General features: G+C 52.7%; 13 protein-coding genes and 3 tRNA genes. 5 read left to right on the forward strand and 11 right to left on the reverse strand.

Annotation, left to right across the window (positions count from 1 at the left end):
• Positions 1-162 precede the first annotated feature (162 nt).
• From OMQ46_RS09635 to OMQ46_RS09685, 11 genes are all read right to left on the reverse strand, one after another.
• Positions 163-2,154 (reverse strand): BCCT family transporter, encoded by a 1,992-nt coding sequence (locus OMQ46_RS09635; RefSeq protein WP_266236564.1) that lies wholly within the window; start codon positions 2,152-2,154, stop codon positions 163-165.
• Between the two features lie 33 nt (positions 2,155-2,187).
• A complete protein-coding gene (locus OMQ46_RS09640; RefSeq protein WP_266236565.1) occupies positions 2,188-3,579 on the reverse strand; it encodes a hypothetical protein in 1,392 nt (463 codons plus the stop codon).
• Positions 3,580-3,696: 117 nt separating this feature from the next.
• Positions 3,697-4,389, reverse strand: a complete 693-nt coding sequence (locus tag OMQ46_RS09645) for an endonuclease/exonuclease/phosphatase family protein (RefSeq protein WP_266236567.1) — start codon at positions 4,387-4,389, stop codon at positions 3,697-3,699.
• Positions 4,386-6,521: a VTT domain-containing protein gene (locus OMQ46_RS09650; RefSeq protein WP_266236569.1), complete on the reverse strand. Its 2,136-nt coding sequence runs from the start codon at positions 6,519-6,521 to the stop codon at positions 4,386-4,388. Before OMQ46_RS09650 ends, OMQ46_RS09645 begins: the two co-directional genes overlap by 4 nt.
• A 571-nt stretch (positions 6,522-7,092) precedes the next feature.
• Positions 7,093-8,367 (reverse strand): O-acetylhomoserine aminocarboxypropyltransferase/cysteine synthase family protein, encoded by a 1,275-nt coding sequence (locus tag OMQ46_RS09655; protein ID WP_266236570.1) that lies wholly within the window; start codon positions 8,365-8,367, stop codon positions 7,093-7,095.
• A gap of 184 nt (positions 8,368-8,551) precedes the next feature.
• Positions 8,552-8,627, reverse strand: a tRNA-Gly gene (locus tag OMQ46_RS09660).
• A 14-nt stretch (positions 8,628-8,641) separates the two neighbouring features.
• A tRNA-Cys gene (locus OMQ46_RS09665) sits at positions 8,642-8,715 on the reverse strand.
• 59 nt (positions 8,716-8,774) lie between these two features.
• Positions 8,775-8,850: transfer RNA gene (locus OMQ46_RS09670), tRNA-Gly, on the reverse strand.
• A gap of 38 nt (positions 8,851-8,888) precedes the next feature.
• Entirely contained in the window at positions 8,889-9,446 is a 558-nt protein-coding gene (gene pgsA, locus OMQ46_RS09675) for a CDP-diacylglycerol--glycerol-3-phosphate 3-phosphatidyltransferase (protein WP_266237040.1), read from the reverse strand.
• Positions 9,447-9,547: 101 nt separating this feature from the next.
• Positions 9,548-11,389: an excinuclease ABC subunit UvrC gene (gene uvrC / locus OMQ46_RS09680; RefSeq protein ID WP_266236571.1), complete on the reverse strand. Its 1,842-nt coding sequence runs from the start codon at positions 11,387-11,389 to the stop codon at positions 9,548-9,550.
• A gap of 9 nt (positions 11,390-11,398) precedes the next feature.
• A complete protein-coding gene (locus tag OMQ46_RS09685; RefSeq protein WP_266236572.1) occupies positions 11,399-11,608 on the reverse strand; it encodes a hypothetical protein in 210 nt (69 codons plus the stop codon).
• Positions 11,609-11,875: 267 nt separating this feature from the next.
• Here OMQ46_RS09685 and mfd point away from each other — a divergent pair, with 267 nt between their 5' ends.
• The 5 genes from mfd to OMQ46_RS09710 all read left to right on the forward strand — a co-directional run bounded on the left by mfd (position 11,876) and on the right by OMQ46_RS09710 (position 19,592).
• Positions 11,876-15,361: a transcription-repair coupling factor gene (mfd, locus tag OMQ46_RS09690; protein ID WP_266236574.1), complete on the forward strand. Its 3,486-nt coding sequence runs from the start codon at positions 11,876-11,878 to the stop codon at positions 15,359-15,361.
• Positions 15,339-16,148, forward strand: a complete 810-nt coding sequence (locus OMQ46_RS09695) for a methyltransferase domain-containing protein (protein WP_266236575.1) — start codon at positions 15,339-15,341, stop codon at positions 16,146-16,148. The genes mfd and OMQ46_RS09695 overlap by 23 nt, the downstream gene beginning before the upstream one ends.
• An 86-nt stretch (positions 16,149-16,234) precedes the next feature.
• Positions 16,235-17,080, forward strand: coding sequence for an ATP-dependent zinc protease (locus OMQ46_RS09700; RefSeq protein WP_266236577.1), 846 nt, complete (start codon positions 16,235-16,237; stop codon positions 17,078-17,080).
• An 11-nt stretch (positions 17,081-17,091) separates the two neighbouring features.
• Complete coding sequence (locus OMQ46_RS09705) at positions 17,092-18,600, forward strand: inactive transglutaminase family protein (protein ID WP_266236578.1); 1,509 nt, start codon at positions 17,092-17,094, stop codon at positions 18,598-18,600.
• Complete coding sequence (locus OMQ46_RS09710) at positions 18,600-19,592, forward strand: alpha-L-glutamate ligase-like protein (RefSeq protein WP_266236579.1); 993 nt, start codon at positions 18,600-18,602, stop codon at positions 19,590-19,592. The genes OMQ46_RS09705 and OMQ46_RS09710 overlap by 1 nt, the downstream gene beginning before the upstream one ends.
• Positions 19,593-19,623: the final 31 nt, after the last annotated feature.

The following is a 19,623-nucleotide window of genomic DNA, read 5'->3' on the forward strand; positions in this document are numbered from 1 at the left end:
GATGGATGCGACAATAGCATGATTTAAAAATAGTTTCTAAACCCGACTCACAGTCTCTCGCCAGAGCGGGACAGAGTGATTGAGTTCAAGCCTGTTCATCAAGAACCGAATCTCTCATTACTGTTGATACCGGACGCGGCACATGACACCGGTGACACCAATTTAACTCTCGCTGACAATATGCAAAAAGTGCATATGCTTCTCGTACTGAATCAGCACGTCATCAATGACCTGCTCTTGATTGTATCCATACAAATCATAATGCTGACTACCCTCAGCAAGATAGACCTCGGCACGGAAGTAGCGTTTGCTCTCATCGGTAATGGGGTCAAACTCCGGGAAAGCAAAACTCGGTATCAAATGTCCAACCGCATGAACGCCATAAATAAAGTCATCTTCACCATCATAGATAACCTTCAGCTCAATATAATCTTCTCTATCATTGATTTCGACGCTGACACCACCCTGTCGGATTTCGTCCGCCACCGCGGACAGTGACGGCTTGATTGTCTGCTGTAAAAAACGCGATATTTCGGACTTATTGGGATGACTGCTGAGATTTCTCAACCGTTGTTTCCAACTCACGCGGCGCCCGGTACTGACCGGGGTCTGGGGTACGCCCAATACCTGACGTTTAATGCCTTCCATTCTCAACCCCTTGTATAAGCCGTAACAGATCACCAGCATGACCATCACAAACGGCAAAGCCCCTGCAATCGCCGCAGTTTGAAGTGCCGCCAGCCCACCGGCCAGGAGTAGCACTGAAGCCACCAGCCCCTCAGTCACGGCCCAGAAGATGCGTTGCCATACCGGTGGTTTGGGATGCCCGCCTGAGGTGATGGTATCAATCACCAGTGACCCGGAGTCCGAAGAAGTCACGAAGAAAGTCACCACCAGCAACGTGGCAACACCCGATGAGATCATGCTGAGCGGCATTTGCTCGAACATGGTGAAAATCGCAATGGGCACATTATCAGCGACTGCGCCGGCAATAACGCCGGTCAACTCGCCAAGTTCCATATGAAGTGCCGTGCCACCGAAGAAGGTCATCCACATGAAGGTAAAGCCCACCGGCACAAACAGTACCCCCAGCACAAACTCACGGATGGTCCGGCCTCGGGACACCCGGGCGATAAACATACCGACAAATGGTGACCAGGCAATCCACCAGCCCCAGTAAAACAGGGTCCAGCCACCAATCCAGCTATTGGGTTCGTAGGCATAGAGATTAAAAGTCATGTCGACGACTTCACTCAAATACTGGCCAGTGTTTTGAACCAGTGACTGCATCAGAAACAATGTTGGCCCTGCCAGCAGCACAAATAGCAGCAACAGCACTGCCAGACCCAGATTAAGCACAGACAGGCGTTTGATCCCCGCATCGAGACCGGCAACCACGGAAACTGTGGCCAACAAGGTGATCAAGGTGATGAGTCCGATCTGGAGTGGCACTGACACCGGCAGATCAAATAGATAATTGAGCCCGGCATTGATCTGCAGCACACCCAGCCCCAGAGAGGTAGCGATGCCGAACATGGTTCCAAGGACTGCAAAAATATCCACAATATGGCCGATAGGACCATAGATACGTTCACCAATCAGCGGATACAGCGCGGAACGAATAGTTAAGGGTAAATTATGTCTGAAACCAAAGTAGGCAAGGGACAGGCCCACCACCGCATATATTGCCCAGGCGTGCAGCCCCCAGTGGAAAAAAGTGATAGACATGGCATGCCGTGCGGCTTCAACGGTCTCAGCCTCTCCCACCGGCGGGCTGGCATAATGCATGATGGGTTCAGCGACACCGTAAAACAGCAGACCAATACCCATCCCGGCACTGAACAGCATCGCGAACCATGAGGTGTAACCGTAATCCGGTTCAGAGTGATCGGGCCCCAGTTTAATTGCACCATAAGAACTGATAGCGAGGCCAAGACTGAAAATCAAAAAAACGCCCACAGCCAGGAGATAGAACCAGCCGAAAGACTCAACAATCCAGCTCTGAACATCGGCAAATAACCCTGCAGCAAAATCGGAGAAAGTGGCAGCAAATATAACCAGGGCGAGGATCAGAATCGCCGAGCCAAAAAATACCGGGGGATTGATTTCGACCTTACTTGCCGGATCGGTGTTGTGCTGTTTTGCTTCGCTCATAACGTGCTCACTTTGCTGCTTTTATTATTGTGTTCAGAAGTAATAACCGAAATTGATATTAAATCGGGTTTGCCAATCGTCATCCTGGTTCGCGCCCAGCCTGTCACCAAACGCGGCATCACCGCCAATGAACTCATTACCGTTGGAGGCACTCAGGTCGGTATAGATGTACCAGTTGTCCTTACCCCAGGCAGCACCCACAGTTGCCAGTTCACTGTCATTAAAACGACTCTCCTGTTTAATCACGCTGCTGTACTCTACGTAAGGGATGACATAATCCAGCCAGGCAATCTGACTGGTTTCCAGGGTATAGCTGAGTGAAACAGCGGGGATCCAGGCTTCAGCAGCTGCAGTGCTGGGGAAGTCATAAGCGCCCATCTGCACCAGCTTGTCCGTGCCCAGCGGCTGACTGGCATCCACATCAAAACGGTAGTAAGTCACCTGACTTGCCAGTTTGAACTGTCCCCACTGATTCACCATATGCAGGGAAGCAGCATAGCGGTCACCATCGTCCTGTGCGCCACGACTCGCCAATTCGCCGTATTGCAGCGAGACACCGAGATCAGTCTTTATGTCACTGGCTGAAAACTGATAAATGCCCCGGATATTGAACTGATTGCGCTCTTCGTAGCCTTCATCACTCTCATTGACGACATCGTAAGAATAACGGGCACTATCGTGAGAGGAACCAATGTAATTACCTTCATCAGCCAGATAAAAGGCAAAATCCCACTTCCAGTTACCAGCTTCATGGTGATATTTCGCCCCCAGGTCCATATCATCAGCAAGGCCCAGATAATAATGCTGATCGAAAAACCAACTTTGTGACACCCCATAGGGGCCGGGGCCGAAAGGAACACGGTTCACACCGACCTGAAGTTGTCGCTTGTCATCGAACTGATAACCCAGCCAGCCAGTGTGAAGAAAGTTGTAGCCGTTGTACCAGCGATACTCCACCTTGCCGATATAGGGACCATCGGCGTAATCAAGGTTGACGCGGAACGTATCCAGATTGAAATTGCCGCCATCATCAAATGAGCGGGAAGCGCCATCTGTTTCCGGATAGTCGCCAATGGCATAGTTGGCGCGCATCGCACCACCAACCCGTAACGGGCCAAACCGGATTTCTGCCGGCTGTACTTCAATAGCCTGCTCAGCTTCGGCCAGACGCGCTTTTCTGTCTTCAGCGGCCTCGGCAATATTTTTTTCGGCTTCGGCGAGTTTATTTTCAGTTTCTGATTTCTGCTGTTTTGTCTTTTGCAGCGCTTGTTTAGTCTGATTAAGCTCTGCTTCCAGCTGCTTGATTCTCGCTTCCAGTCTGGCGACTTCATCCTCTGAAGCCGCCCGGACTTCGGGCATGACAGCAATGAGGACAATCATTGGCAAGAACATACTGCAGAATGCCTGTCGGGCGAGTCTGGACATTGGGCTGCATCCTTAAATTGATGTGGCTTGCTGTCATACAGCGTCAGGTGATGCTCCAGCTAACGTTTAAGCAGGAACCTTATATTCACCTTACCAGAGTGAGGGTCAGGCTCCAACTCAGTCAAACGCAACCAAGGCAGTAACTGGCAGATGATCAGAGGCTATTTTTGCCAGCTTTGAACGGTGCGCAGCCACCGTTAACAGATGCTGGCGGGGCTGAACCCAGATTCGGTCCAGAGTGAGGATCGGCCAGGCCGAAGGAAAGCTTCTGCAGGCCGGTGTGGTATCAAAATAACGCTGCAGCCAACGCAATGGCCGGCCCCACAAAAACCACTCATTCAGGTCGCCCATCAGTACCGTGGCATCGGCTTGCTGTTGCTCAAACTCGGCAAGAATACTTTTGACCTGATGGCGACGTTCTACCGGTTTCAGGCCAAGGTGCGTGGCGTAAACCAGGATATGCCTGCCTTGATAATGGTACTGAACCTGTAAAGCGCCACGCGGTTCATGCGGTTCCAGGCTGAGGTCTATCAGGCGGTGAGACTCAATCGGTAGCCGTGACAGGATGGCATTGCCGTAATCGCGCGTTTCACGGAGCATTGTGGGACCAGCCAGGCCGGTCATATTGGTCTGCTGAGCCAAAAAGTCCAGCAAGTCCAGATCGTTGACGCGGTGATGCTCGACTTCCTGCAGGGCAATGATATCGGCATCCACTTCACGGATGACCTCGGCGATCCGGAAAGGATCAAAATGTCCGTCGGTGCCAACAGCAGCATGAATGTTGTAGCTGGCCAGTTTGAGCCGAATCACGGTGTATCGTTTTCCTCCTCAGCCTGTTTGCGGTTCAGCAGCATTTTCAGTCCCAGCATCACGCTGAAAACAATTAAAACTATCGTAATAAACAGGCCAATCTGAGTCGGGTCAGGTTCCTGAACGGTTTTGATCAGGGAGTCCGCAAAAACCGTAATGCCTAAAATGCCCGGTAGCATGCCCAGCACCGTGCCAATAATGAAATCACGGGTTTTGATATGTGAGGCACCGGCGACCAGATTAATCACGGCAAAGGGGGCAACCGGAATGATCCGCACGGTAATAACTGCCAGCGCACCATGATGCGCCAGTCGCCGACTCAGTTTGTTAAGGCTGGAGCCGGCCAGTTTCTGGACACTGTTCCGTCCCAGATAATGCCCCAGCCCATAGCCCAGCATCGCGCTGAGGAGTGAACCGGCGAGAGAGTAAAACGATCCCCAGACGGGCCCAAAGGTGAGTGCGACAGTGACGATCAGCAAGGTCACCGGAAAGGCTAAAAGACCGGCAATACTGAACACCGCTATCACGATCAGCGGCGTTAGCGGATAAGCCTCGATCGCCTGGGCTGTCACTTTCAGCGTTTCAGGATTAAGGTAGTCACTCAAAGGGGTCCAGCGCCATAATACGGTCAACAAAACAACCGCAAGCAAGACAGCGATGATCTTCCACCAATGACTGCGCGCTGATTTTGGCTGGTCAACCGGGATAAACATCTGCGCCATCTGCTCCGGGTCAAGCGGTCGCTCAGGGTCCACCACGGCAGAAGAAGGCAGCATCTGATTGGCGAAATCTGCAACCTCACAGTCCAGGTGCTGTAATGTTCGTGGCTTGCCCTGACAGTCATCAATCAAACTAATCAACGACCCGGACTGAGACAGTGACTGGCGCAGGGTTTCTCTGTCCATATCCAGATGCTCGGTCAACAAACGCTCACGGAAGGCACTGATTTGCTCACGCTCTTTGTCCGTACGGGCTTCGATAACCATATCGCATTCACTATCCAGCCCCATTGAGCGATTGCTGAGATTGGCGGAACCGATACGCAACAGCTTGTCATCAATAATGGTAATTTTGCCATGCAGGCTGATGTAACTCTCACCCAATGCAGCTTGATGTGGGTAGCAGATCCGCAGCCTCTTGTGTGTGTCAGCCTCTTTCAGGCGACAGGCTACCCGGTATCGTAAAACGTCCATGGTGACCTGCTCCAGCCAGCCACCGGTCATCAGTGGCAGTACCAAGACAATATCAGGGCCTTGCTCCTGCTGGAGACTGTCAGCGAGTAAATCAGCGACTTTCCAGGAAGTAAAATACTGATTCTCAATATAAATCAGCTTTTGAGCCGCCGGTATGCTGTCTATGAACAGCTGTTCGACCTCTCTGATTTCATGATTAGTCTGAAACTGTGGCAGGGTGCGCGCAATGCCGACCTCGGTATTCTCGAACCAGGTCTCAACCCCTTCAGGCCAGGCGGAGTCAGGTCTGGATGGTGGCACCGTCAGTTTCTCTCCCGTCGCCCGCCACCAGCGTTCGCGAGCAAGATCTGCCAGTGCGCTGGCCGCATCACCTGAGACCAGCATCTGTACATCATGAAAAGGCGGATAAGCCTGCTTGTCCGGATTCACTCGACGTGGGTCACCGGCTGCATGTTCAGAACTGTCCCAGCGGTTTTTACCCAAATCAAAACCACCGGAAAAGGCGATATCATCATCGATGACAACCACTTTCTGATGTTGAGAAGCGCCCAAGGGACATTCACCATCCAGTTTGAAATGGAGCCTGGCCTGAGATTTCCAGACCGGTTTATACATTGGCAGCCACTCGCGCTCCAGGGTATAGACCATGGCCCAGTCCCAGTTAAGGATATATACATTCAAGTCAGGTCGATGTTTCAGTAATGCACTGATAAAGGCACCCAGTTCGGTGGGCCAACCGTTGGCATCATCATCGCCCCTCACCAGACGCATCCGGCTGTCAATGTCCCAGGCCAGGATGTAGACACTGTGTCGGGCATTTTGCAGCGCACGGTGAATGGCACCAAAATAGTTTTCACCATCCACTAACAGCGCCACCCTGTCTGCATGAACTGACTGCCAGCAGTTTCGTCCGGGCTGTAATATCTTGTTGTCTGTCACATCAACATCCTGTCTTAATTGGGGCGAACTCAACCATGTATCACTGACTCAGCTCAGGGACTGATTAGTTGAATTGCTTGCTTGTATTGGGCTCTTCGCTGGTCTCACATTGCCATTCCGATAACGTCACTGTGACCCTGTTACCTTGATCAGGTTCACCGCGGTTGTCTATGCAAGCAGTATGCTCATGAACCATCCCTCTGACAATTGCCATCTCCAGCAGTCAGACAGCGCGAACTCAGCAAAATGGAATAACGCCGCTCGGTGGTTCCTGAGGATAATTCTAACAACAACGCATAAACGCGCTGCACAGGCAAACCGCTTTGCTGAAAATCACACTGAGCATCAGCACGGTTGCTCAACAGTTGAGAAGCGATAAACAGTCTGATAAAAAGCTCTCACCGTCAGCAAAGAAGCATGTAAACAGGCAATGCCACAAGCCTGTTACAGCGGCGCCTACACGCCACTTTCTGACAGCTTAGCTACAGACTCATAACATCCAGAAACAACATGACCGGAGAACCAAACAGCGCGCTCCGGTCATGCCTGCGTGGCTTAGTGCCTAGTCAGCTCAGCTCACCGCAGTAAAGGCCTGCTCAAGATCGGCAATAATGTCATCAATATGTTCAATACCAATACATAAACGCAGCATTTCCGGTGTCACACCGGCTGACTTCAGTTCATGCGGCTCCAACTGCCGATGGGTGGTTGAGGCCGGATGGCAGGCCAGGGTTTTGGTATCACCGATATTGACCAAGCGCTTGATCAGCTTCAATGCGTCGTAGAATTCGACGCCGGCGTCAAAACCGCCTTTGATGCCGAAAGTCAGAATCGAGGATGGTCTGCCATTGAAGTATTTCTGTGCCAACGGGTAATGCTTATCCCCTTCCAGCCCGGCATAATTGACCCAGTCCACTTTCGGGTGCTGTGACAGGTAACGGGCGACAGCAATGGCATTATCACAATGCCGTTCCATTCTGAGCGGAAGCGTCTCAATGCCCTGCAGCAACAGGAAAGCATTCATGGGTGACAGGGCCGAGCCCGTGTTTCTCAAGGGCACTGTCCGGGCCCTGGCAATAAAGGCGGCTTCTCCGAACTGCTCGGTGTAAACCACGCCGTGATAGGCCGGTTCCGGCTGGTTGAGCACCGCAAAGCGCTCCTTGTGCTCAGTCCAGGGGAAACGGCCCGAGTCAACGATGATACCGCCGAGGGTCGTGCCATGACCGCCCATGTACTTGGTCAGGGAATGCACCACAATATCAGCCCCATGCTCAATCGGGTTGAACAGCGCCGGCGTCGCGACTGTGTTATCAACAATCACTGGCACACCGGCTTTGTGGGCCATTTCGGCAATGGCCGCCATATCGACAATATTACCGGCCGGATTACCAATCGATTCACAGAAAACAGCTTTGGTTTTGCCATCAATCAGTTTAGCCATATCCTCGGCCTTATCCGATTCGGCGAAACGAACATCAATCCCCTGCTTGGGCAGCATATGGGCGAATAAGGTGTAGGTGCCGCCATAGAGCTGGGGCGTGGTGATGATGTTATCGCCGGCTTCAGCGATGGTCAGCACAGCGTAGTTGATCGCCGCACTGCCGGCTGAGGTAGCAAGCGCTGCCAATCCGCCCTCCAATGCTGCCACCCGTTTCTCCAGCACATCCCAGGTCGGGTTCATAATTCGGCTGTAGATGTTGCCAGGCACATCAAGATTGAACAGATCAGCACCGTGCTGGGCATTATCAAACTCATAGGCCACGGTCTGATAAATGGGAACCGCACAGGATTTGGTGACCGGATCGGTCTCATAACCTTCGTGAACACAGAGAGTTTCTTTACGCATGCTGAGCCGCCTTTTTCTTGTGATTAATCTAGCGGATTAAAACACGAAGATTTCGCTACAGGCAATGTTGACAGCGGCAAATCGGCGTACAAACAACCCCTGTTGCCTCGCAAACAGCCAACAAGTTGAAGCCGGGGAATGTAAATCAGGTCGGAATGTGGTGGTTTGTTAATGACTGGAATTCTGGAGCGGGAAACGAGATTCGAACTCGCGACCCCAACCTTGGCAAGGTTGTGCTCTACCAGCTGAGCTATTCCCGCAAAACAGTCATAATTGGAGGCTGGGGTCGGAATCGAACCGGCGTACACGGAGTTGCAGTCCGCTGCATAACCACTCTGCCACCCAGCCTGGGGGCAATACTAAAAAGCCGCAGTAGTGACTTGGACTGACCGCGGCTTTTTTAATTCTGGAGCGGGAAACGAGATTCGAACTCGCGACCCCAACCTTGGCAAGGTTGTGCTCTACCAGCTGAGCTATTCCCGCTGAGGAAGTGGTGCATTATAGGAGCTTAAATTTTTATGTCAAGCCTTATTCAGCAACAGAGGCAAGGCTGCTCGCAAATAATTCCACATCGACTGTAACGTCAACCAGGCCGCCAGATAAAGCAGCACCACACCGACTTCGAAAATTGGCAACCCCAGTAAGGGTTTATAGAAAATAAGGCAGCTGATGGCCACCATCTGAAAGGTAGTTTTCCATTTCCCCATCTTCGAGACTTTCACAATATTGCGTTGACCCAGCTCGGCCATCCACTCACGTAATGCGGAAACGGTCAGCTCTCTGGCAATAATCAGAATAACTGGAATCAGCACATACCAGACCGGGGTTTTGAACAGGATCATGACCAGTGCCACGACCACGATTAATTTATCTGCAACCGGATCGATGAAGGCGCCGAATGGTGAGGTCTGCTCCCATTTGCGTGCGAGGTAGCCATCCAGCCAGTCAGTAATCGCAGCGAAAACAAACACGATGGTTGCCCAGATGGTCGCTGTTTCAAACGGCAGGAAATACAGCAGCACCAGTACGGGAATCAGGATGATGCGAAGCAAACTCAGAATATTGGGCAAATTCAGCATGGTTTTCACTAGTTATTTAAATCCTGTTTATCTTAGCACTAAGCTTTTGCAGAAACAGTTGGCACTGTCTCAGTCGCTCTGCTGACTGTGTCATCAGCGTGCTATGCCGCGCCATGAAACACATCATAAATTTTCTGAGCCAGTGACGGACTGATACCATCGACTTTGCTGAGATCTTCCACCCCGGCCCGCTGCACTTCCTGCAGGCCGCCGAATTGTTGTAACAGCTTCTGTCGACGCTTGGGGCCCAGTCCTTCAATCTGCTCCAGGGTAGAGGTTTTACGTGATTTGGCCCGTCGCTGACGGTGACCGGTGATAGCAAAGCGGTGTGCCTCGTCGCGAACCTGCTGCAGCAAATGCAGGGCCGGCGAATCAGCAGACAGTGTCACCTCGCCTTCACGCCCCACCAGAAACAGGGTCTCTTCCCCGGGGCGACGTTCCGGGCCTTTTGCGATGCCGAGGATAGGCAGATCAGATAAATTCAGTTCGGCCAACACTGCTTTCGCTTCTTTAATCTGACCTTTGCCACCATCTATTAATAACAAATCAGGTCGCTTACCCTCGCCTTTCTGCAATCGGGTAAAACGCCGGGACAAGGCCTGGTTCATGGCGGCATAGTCATCGCCACCGGTGATCCCTTCAATATTGAATTTGCGGTAGTCAGCTTTAATTGCACCTTCCAGGCCGAATACCACGCAGGAGGCGACCGTTTTCTCCCCCCGGGTGTGACTGATATCAAAACATTCGATACGTTTGGGCAGCTCTTCCAGGTCCAGCGCATCCTGCAAGGCTTCAAACCGCTGCAGCAGGTTGGAGCGACTGCTGAGCCGGTGGGTCAGGCTGATATCGGCATTGGTCATTGCCATCCGCATCCAGCGGACACCCTGGCCCCGTTTGGGCAGACGCAGGCTGACTTTATGGCCGGAGTCGCTATGCAGCACTTCTTCCAGCAGGGTCATATCGGCCGGTTGATGACTGAGCAGGACTTCGGCGGGCACATTTTTACCCAGGTAATACTGTGGAATGAATGCTTCCAGCAGCTCTTCCGGTGTGCTGTCGGCTGAGCCCTTGGGGAAAAAACTTTTACTGCCCAGGTTACGACCGCCACGGATAAAGCAGACTTCGACCACGGCCATGCCATCGCGGACGATAGCGGCGAGCACATCGAATTCGCCTTGGGCGGAACTGACGTATTGACGTTCCTGGATCCGACGCAGTGCCACAATCTTGTCCCGGATAGCGGCCGCCTGTTCGAAATCCAGCCGCTGTGAAGCTGCTTCCATTTCCTTGCTCAGATCATCCATTACCTGCTGGTTTTTGCCTTCCAGGAACATAATGGTGTGTTCCACATCTTTTTTATAATCCTGTTCCGAGATCAGACCGACACAGGGTGCGGTACAACGCTTGATCTGATATTGCAGGCAGGGACGTGAGCGGTTCTGATAGTAGCTGTCTTCACATTGACGCACCGGAAACAGTTTCTGCAACAGGTTCAGACTCTCACGCACGGCACCGGCACTGGGATAGGGCCCGAAATATTTGCCTGCTTTGCGTTTGGCGCCACGATGCAGGCTGAGCCTGGGGAAACGGTCACCGGAAATAAACAGGTAGGGATAGCTTTTATCATCACGCAGCAGAATGTTGTAGCGCGGCATGAGTTCCTTGATCAGATTATTCTCAAGGATCAGCGCCTCATTCTCGGTATGAGTAACGGTGGTTTCAATGGCCGCAATCTGAGCCACCATAACCTGTGTCTTGGCAGTAAGCCCGGTTTTTCTGAAGTAGCTGGAGACCCGCTTTTTCAGATTTTTGGCTTTACCGACATAAATCACTGTCCCGGTGTCATCGAGCATGCGATACACACCGGGACGGCTGGTCAGATTTTTCAGAAATGCGGCTGAATCGAACCCCGTCTGGGCGTGGGATACGTTGGCTTCAGCCATAAATTATCGTTAATGCTTTACTTCATTTTTCTTGGGTGAATACTGACGCTGATAACATCTGTGCGCCTGGAAAAAACTGTTTGCTGACAAGCCCAGCAGAATCACACCACCAATCAGCGCCGGCACATCCTCGTGGAAAAAGTAGAACATGGCCAGGGCTGCAATCAGTTCCGCGCTGCCAATGACTTTTAGCAATACAACATTTTCTATTCTTTTCATTATAGTCTCTCTCACGCCTCCTTGCCGGGGTATCAACGGGGTTTGTCTGCTGACTGTTTATTATTTGGTATCAGCAAATGCCGGCAAGGTTCTGTCAGTTTACAATCAACCCCACAAATTGCAGGGACTAATGTGCCCTGATTTGCTGCTACTGACAAGCGCGAACAAGACTGCCGACATCATATTGAGAGCCTGTCCACGAAATCAGCGCTAAACAGAATCCGGTGTTTATGTGAAAATAAGCGCTTTTCCCGACACCGGATCATCGTGGCTCAATCCCAGAACACACTGCTAGACCCCAAGCTTCCTGCCAACAATAAAACCGCGCTCTACGCCGGACAGCTGTATGGTAGCGCGCAGGGGCTATTACTGGCTAAAGCTGCGCAACAGCATGAAGGTCCGCTGCTGGTCGTCACTGACGATATGGCCAGCGCGCATCGGCTGGAAATCGAAGCCAAGTTCTACCTCGGCGATAACAAACGAACGATTCTGCATTTCCCGGACTGGGAAACCTTGCCTTACGATACTTTCTCGCCGCATCAGGATATTGTCTCCGAACGTCTGCAAACCCTGCATCAACTGCCGGGTTTTGAGCAAGGCATTCTATTCGTGCCAATTGCCACGCTGATGCAGCGCATTGCCCCGCGCAGCTTCCTCGAGGGCAACACGCTGATGCTGGAAACCGGCGATCAGTTTGACATTGAGCAATGGCGAATGCGGCTGGAGAAAGCCGGCTACCGCAACGTCTCACAGGTCATGGAACATGGCGAATTTGCCGTGCGTGGCGCGATTATCGATCTGTACCCGATGGGCAGCAGACTGCCCTATCGTATTGATCTGTTCGATGATGAAATCGATACGCTGCGGACGTTTGATCCGGAAACCCAGCGTTCAATCAAAACCATCGACAAAATCCGTCTGCTCCCGGCTCGCGAATTCCCAATGACCGAAGATGGCATCCAGCTGTTCCGTCAACAATTCCGCCGCCATTTCGAAGGCGATCCGCAGCGCAGTTTTATCTACCGCGAAGTCAGCGAGGGCAACCTACCCGGCGGGATTGAATATTACCTGCCGCTGTTCTTCCAGGAGACCAGCACACTGCTGGATTACCTGCCGGAAAACACCCTGATTGTGAATGTGGCCGATCCCCATCACGGTGCTGACAGCTTCTGGCAGGAAGTCAGCGAGCGTTATCGTCAGCACCGTGTCTATGTGGAAAGGCCATTGCTGGAACCACAGGTGGTATTTGTACCGGTTGAAGACCTGTTTGGCCGCTTCAAGCAGTATCAGCGACTGCACCTGCAGAGCTTTGAACAGGAAAATAAGGCCGGACACAGCAACTACGGCAGCGTGACACCACCGCAGCTGACGATGAATGTACGCAGGGAGAAACCCTGCGAGGCACTGGAGCAGTTTATTGAGGGGTTTGACGGTCGCATCCTGTTTGCCGCCGAGAGCGCCGGCCGCCGCGAAACCCTGCTGGATATGCTGCGTCAGCATAATATCCAGCTGAAGCCGGTGAAAAACTGGGACGAGTTTATTGAAGGTGACGATAAACTCGCGGTGACCGTGGCGCCGCTTGAGCAGGGCCTGATTCTGCCAGAGACCGGCATTGCCGTTATTGCTGAAGCCCAGCTATTCGGGCAGCAGGTCATGCAGCGTCGTCGTCGCAGCCGCAAAAAGCGCGACACTGATGCCATCATCCGTAACCTCGCTGAGCTGTCAGTGGGTGATGCCGTGGTCCATGAGGATCATGGTGTTGGTCGTTACCTCGGACTGCAGACCCTGGATGTCGGTGATGTCACCGCTGAATATATGACCCTGGAATATGCCAAGGGTGACAAGCTCTATGTGCCGGTCGCCTCTCTGGACTTGATCAGCCGCTACTCTGGGGCCGCTCCGGAGCTGGCGCCTCTCCATAAACTGGGGACGGGACAGTGGGAAAAAGCGCGTAAGCGTGCTGCTGAAAAAGCCCGTGATGTCGCGGCCGAACTGCTTGATATCTACGCCCGCCGCGCCGCCAACAAGAAAAACCCGATGGCGATGCCGGGCGAGGATTATGCGGCTTTTGCCGCTGCTTTCCCGTTTGAAACCACGCCGGACCAGCAGGATGCCATTGATGCCGTGATCAAGGATATGCTGTCCGAACATCCGATGGACAGACTGGTCTGCGGTGATGTCGGTTTCGGTAAAACCGAAGTGGCAATGCGCGCCGCTTTCCTCGCGGTACATTCAGGTAAACAGGTCATGGTGCTGGTGCCAACCACCCTGCTCGCCCAGCAGCATTATGAGAACTTCAAAGACCGTTTCGCCGACTGGCCGGTGCGGGTCGAGGTACTATCGCGTTTTCGCTCCAAGAAAGAACTGGATCGGGTGAAGTCAGCCATCAGCGAGGGCCAGGCCGATATCGTGATTGGCACCCACAAACTGTTGCAGCAGGATATTGAACCCAAACGCCTGGGCCTGTTTATTCTGGATGAAGAGCATCGCTTTGGCGTCACCCAGAAAGAGCAGCTCAAGAAATACCGTGCCCAGATTGATGTATTGACGCTGACCGCGACCCCCATTCCACGCACCCTCAACATGTCAATTTCCGGTATTCGTGACCTGTCGATTATTGCCACGGCACCGGCACGGCGGCTGGCGATTAAAACCTTTGTTATGGGCTGGGACAGCGAACGGATCCGGGAAGGCATGCTGCGTGAAATCAAGCGTGGCGGCCAGGTGTATTTCCTGCACAACAAGGTCGAGGATATCGATCGCGTCGCCCGCGAAGTGGAAGCCATTCTACCCGAGGCCAAAGTCGCTGTAGCGCATGGCCAGATGCGCGAGCGTGAACTGGAACAGGTGATGCTCGACTTCTATCACCAGCGTTTTAACGTGCTGGTCTGCACCACTATTATTGAGACGGGTATCGACGTTCCGACTGCCAATACCATCTTTATTGACCGTGCGGACAAACTCGGTCTGGCCCAGTTGTATCAAATCCGTGGTCGTGTGGGACGTTCGCATCACCGCGCCTATGCCTATCTGATCACACCACCGCAAAAGGTCATGACCAAAGATGCAGTCAAGCGTCTGGAAGCGATTGAGTCGATTGAAGATCTGGGTACCGGCTTTACCCTCGCCACCCACGACATGGAAATCCGTGGGGCCGGCGAATTACTGGGGGATGAGCAAAGCGGCCAGATGCAGGAGATCGGTTTCAACCTCTACAACGAGCTGCTGGAGCGGGCAGTGCGGGCGCTGAAATCCGGCAAGGAACCAAGCCTGACCAGTGAAGGCCGCCATTTTGTTGAGATTGACCTGCATGTACCGGCGTTGATTCCCTCCGACTATCTGCCTGATGTACACACCCGCCTTGTGCTCTACAAGCGCATTGGTGCGGCATCAGATAACGAAGCCTTGCACGAACTTCAAGTGGAAATGATTGATCGCTTCGGCCTGCTGCCGGAACAGGTGAAAACGCTGTTCGCGATTCATGAACTGCGTTTTAAAGCCAAGGCCATCGGCATTCGTAAAATCGATGTCTATGATGCCGGCGGCCGTATGATCTTCGAGGAGGCGCCCAATATCGACCCGATGACGATCATCAACCTGATTCAGAAACAGCCGAAAAAATTCAAGCTGGATGGCCAGGACAAACTGCGTTTTGTCGAGGACATGCCGGAAGCCGAAGATCGGATCGTGGCGCTGGACCAGCTGCTTGATCAACTGATGCCGGAAAGCAATGAGCGCAAAACAGGATCGTAATTTTGATGATCTGATTGACCGCTTTGAAACCCGGATTTACGACACGGTCAAAGGCTCCTGGCGCCTGGATTTGCTGCAGCAGGATCTACATCAGTTTACCCTTCCCCCCTCGCTCAAAATCTGGGATGCCGGCTGCGGTCAGGGCCAGATTGCCCTCTGGCTGGCCGGCTTCGGTCATCAGCTGACCCTCTGCGATCTGTCATCCCGGATGCTGGATAAAGCCCGGGAAAAATTTGCCCGGGCCGGTCGCGAGGCCAAGTTTCATCACCAGTCAGCCCAATCGCTGGCGATTCAACTGGATGAATTTGATCTCGTGCTCTGCCATGCCGTGATTGAATGGCTGGCCGATCCGTTGACATCAATCAGGGCGATTGCTGAGAAAGTCCGACCCGGCGGCTACCTTTCGCTGCTTTTTTACAATCGCAATGCGATGGTCTACGGCAATGTACTGCGCGGTGGCTGGCGCCTCAAACCCATCCTGGAGGACAGTTATCTGGGCCAGGGCCACAAACTGACCCCGCCCAACCCTCAGTATCCGCATGAATTGATTTCGATAATGCACGCCCAAGGTTTTCAGGTTAAAGCTCACACCGGTATCCGCGTCTTCCATGACTATATGAGCAAACAAGCCCGTGAAAACAGTGACATGAGCGAACTGTTTGAACTGGAAAAACGCTATTGCCGGCTACCGGCATATCGCGATATGGGCCGATATGTTCACCTGCTTTTGCACAGGACCGATGATTCATCATCAGACGGGCAGGAAACTCCCGGCAGTATTTGCTAAAGTTCCTATTAATACACAGCTTTAATCCAATACACTCTGCTAGAATACAGCGTTATTTGTGTCGCCTTTTCACCTACAGGATTCACATGCTTAGACCGGTTACTTTCTGTCTGTTCGCTTCATCCCTGCTACTCAGTGGTTGCATTAACCGTACACCGCCCACACCCACCGTCACACCCACTCAGCTTAACGCCGCCCTCACCGAGACTGAAATGCGGCTTGTGCAGTCGATGAGTCAACAATGTGAGAAATGGGAAACCCAACAGGGCCTGCAAAGCGAGCAGTTGCAGCAGATTGAAAAGCAGCAGCGCGATATTGACAACAAACTGGCCTCTGTCGAAGAAAAACTGGACCGCAAACCCAATGTGATTCCGCCCCCCGCCCCGGCCAGGTCATCAACCAAAGCAGCAGCGTGTCCGCCATCGGCAGAAAACAGCGCCGGGGTAAACAATATCGGTAATAAAATCGTTGTTGGTCGGGTTGAATGGCTGTGGATTGAATCCATCAACCGCGTTTATGAAGCTCGTATCGATACCGGTGCCACCACCTCTTCCATCAGTGCGCTGGATATCACCCCGTTCGAAAAAGATGGTCAACGCTGGGTGCGTTTCCGCCTGGCGCCTGACGACAGTGATGACAGCTTCGAAATTGAAGCACCATTGATTCGCTATGTGCGCATTCGCCAAGCTTCTTCAGAGGACCTGGATCGTCGTCCTGTTGCTGCACTGACGGTGCGTCTTGGCAAGATGACTGAAGTCGCTGAGTTCACCCTGACAGACCGGACTCAAATGAACTATCCCATCCTGCTGGGACGTGAGTTTTTACGCGATGTCGCTGTGGTTGATGTGGCCAGACGTAATATTCAGCCCAAACCGGATATTGTGGCAGGACAAAATCAACCTAAAGCCGTCAGCAAAACCAAAAAACCATAAAGGACATCGTCATGGCATCCCGCAAACCATTTTATCTGCTGGTTGGCTTGCTGATTATTGCCGGTATCAGTCTCAGCCTGCACCGTCATTACACTTATGATATTCCGTGGCTGCCGGGCGAAAAACGTCAGACCTGGTCGGTGGAAGCCAAAGTTGAGTTTGAAGCCACAGGAGGCGAAGTATTGGCCTCTCTGGCTATTCCCAATACCCAGCCTGGTTTCACTCAGCTAAGCCAACATACGGCCAGTCCGGGTTATGGACTCGCCTACACTGAGAAGGAAAATGGTGGCCAGCGTGCTGAATGGTCGATCCGTGAAGCAAGCGGTGAACAGGCGCTTTATTACCGCGTGGATATGTTGCTGGACCCCTATGCGATTCCACCCAATCCCAGCCAGGCCCCCGATCTGAAGGTTAATATTGAAAAAGAACCCTATGCCACAGCGGCGAATCAACTGCTGGACCGGGCGCAGGAGCGTTCTTCTACGCCATACACGCTGGCACGTGAACTGATCCTGGAGTTCCAGAACCAGACTCAGAATGCGGAACTCCTGGCACAGCTCAAACCGCAAATCAGCTGGGTGGTGCAACTGCTGCAGCAGGCCGGTGTGCCTGCCCGTGCCGTTCATGCCCTGTCTCTGGAAGATGGCCGCAGACGGCAGGAACTGATTGATTACATTCAGGTATTTGACGACGAAGACTACAAACTGTTCAACCCGCAAACGGGTGAACAGGGTCGTCCTGACAACCTGCTTTTATGGGAGTATCACTCCGGCCCGGTACTGGAAGTCATCGGCGGCCGAAACTCGATGGTGACCTTTTCAATGATTGAGCAGGAGCAGCCATTCAGCGTCGCATTGAACCAGAAGTTTTCCGAGAGTGAACTGCTGAATTTCTCGCTGTACACGTTGCCGCTGGAAGAGCAAACGCTGTTCAAGGGTATTCTGCTGATTCCGGTCGGCGTACTTGTCGTGGTTCTTATGCGGATACTGGTCGGTATCAAGACCTCCGGCACCTTTATGCCAGTGCTGATTGCACTCGCCTTTATTCAAACCAGCTTGCTTACAGGCCTGGTTGGCTTTTTACTGATTGTCGGTATGGGGCTGATGATTCGCTCTTATCTGTCCTACCTGAATCTACTCCTGGTCGCACGAATATCTGCGGTCATTATCATGGTGATAGGCATGATCGCGCTGTTCTCGATTATCGCCTACAAACTGGGCCTGACTGAGGGCATGAAAGTCACCTTCTTCCCGATGATCATCCTGGCCTGGACCATCGAACGCATGTCGATATTGTGGGAAGAGGAAGGTCCGCATCAGGTGCTGATTCAGGGTGGTGGCTCCCTGCTGGTCGCGATTCTGGCTTACCTGGCGATGAATAATGAACTCATCCGCCACCTGACTTTCAACTACCTTGGCCTGCAGCTGGTGTTTATGGCACTGGTGCTGATGGCCGGTAACTACACCGGTTATCGCCTGCTGGAGCTGAAACGCTTTAAGCCGATGGTCGAGGATAAATAATGAGCGGACCGTTGCTGAATTGGTTCCAGGAAATCCGTGAGCGTTACGTTCACCCCAGCAGACTTGCCAAAAAAGGCGTGCTGGGAATGAACCGCCGTAATATTTCCTATATCAGCCGTTACAATCCACGCCATCTCTACCCACTGGTGGATGACAAACTGCAGACCAAAAAGATGGTACTCGAAGCGGGTGTCACCGCACCGGATTTATATGGTGTGATCCGCGAGCAGCATGAGGTAAAAGACCTGGGCGATCTGATTACCGAGCTGCCCGGTTTTTGCATCAAACCCGCGCATGGCAGTGGTGGAAAAGGCATCATGGTCATCACCCGCAAAGATGATCTCGGTTATCACAAAACCAATGGTCAAATCGCTTCTATCAGCGACCTGGAGCGACATGTCTCCAATATTCTGGCCGGACTGTTCTCACTGGGTGGCAAGGCGGATGTGGCAATTATCGAGAGCTTGATTGAATTCGATGACTGTTTCACCGGCTATACCTACGAAGGTGTGCCGGATACCCGCGTCATCGTGTTCAAGGGCTTTCCCGTGATGGCCATGATGCGCTTGTCGACTTCTGACTCTAACGGCAAAGCCAATCTCCACCAGGGAGCAGTAGGTGTCGGTCTGGATATTGGCGATGGCAGTGCCCTGAAAGCCGTTCAGTTTGACCGGCCCATTTTGCTGCACCCGGATACCGGCACCAACCTCCACAGCCTGCAGGTGCCCCACTGGGAACAATTACTCAATCTGGCAGCATCCTGCTACGAAATGTCGGGGCTGGGTTATCTCGGGACCGATATCGTCCTCGATCGCCAGAAAGGTCCCATGCTGCTTGAGCTCAATGCCCGCCCCGGTCTCAGTATTCAGGTCGCTAATGGGGAAGGCTTAGTGCCACGCCTGCGTCAGATTGAAGCGCTGGGGAATAAACATAAAATGAATGTGCAGCAACGGGTTGCCTATTCCCGAGAACACTTTTCCCGCAAGCCGTAACAACTGTTAAAATCAAATCCTCATTCTTTCT

Source organism: Methylophaga sp. OBS1 (assembly GCF_026319365.1).

Coding starts and splice junctions, on each gene's coding strand:
- OMQ46_RS09695 (WP_266236575.1), top strand. CDS start 15,339: ATGAGCGCAAAACAGGATCGTAATTTTGATGATCTGATTGACCGCTTT.
- OMQ46_RS09710 (WP_266236579.1), top strand. CDS start 18,600: ATGAGCGGACCGTTGCTGAATTGGTTCCAGGAAATCCGTGAGCGTTAC.
- OMQ46_RS09635 (WP_266236564.1), bottom strand. CDS start 2,154: ATGAGCGAAGCAAAACAGCACAACACCGATCCGGCAAGTAAGGTCGAA.
- OMQ46_RS09705 (WP_266236578.1), top strand. CDS start 17,092: ATGGCATCCCGCAAACCATTTTATCTGCTGGTTGGCTTGCTGATTATT.
- OMQ46_RS09685 (WP_266236572.1), bottom strand. CDS start 11,608: ATGAAAAGAATAGAAAATGTTGTATTGCTAAAAGTCATTGGCAGCGCG.
- OMQ46_RS09640 (WP_266236565.1), bottom strand. CDS start 3,579: ATGTCCAGACTCGCCCGACAGGCATTCTGCAGTATGTTCTTGCCAATG.
- pgsA (WP_266237040.1), bottom strand. CDS start 9,446: ATGCTGAATTTGCCCAATATTCTGAGTTTGCTTCGCATCATCCTGATT.
- OMQ46_RS09655 (WP_266236570.1), bottom strand. CDS start 8,367: ATGCGTAAAGAAACTCTCTGTGTTCACGAAGGTTATGAGACCGATCCG.
- OMQ46_RS09700 (WP_266236577.1), top strand. CDS start 16,235: ATGCTTAGACCGGTTACTTTCTGTCTGTTCGCTTCATCCCTGCTACTC.
- uvrC (WP_266236571.1), bottom strand. CDS start 11,389: ATGGCTGAAGCCAACGTATCCCACGCCCAGACGGGGTTCGATTCAGCC.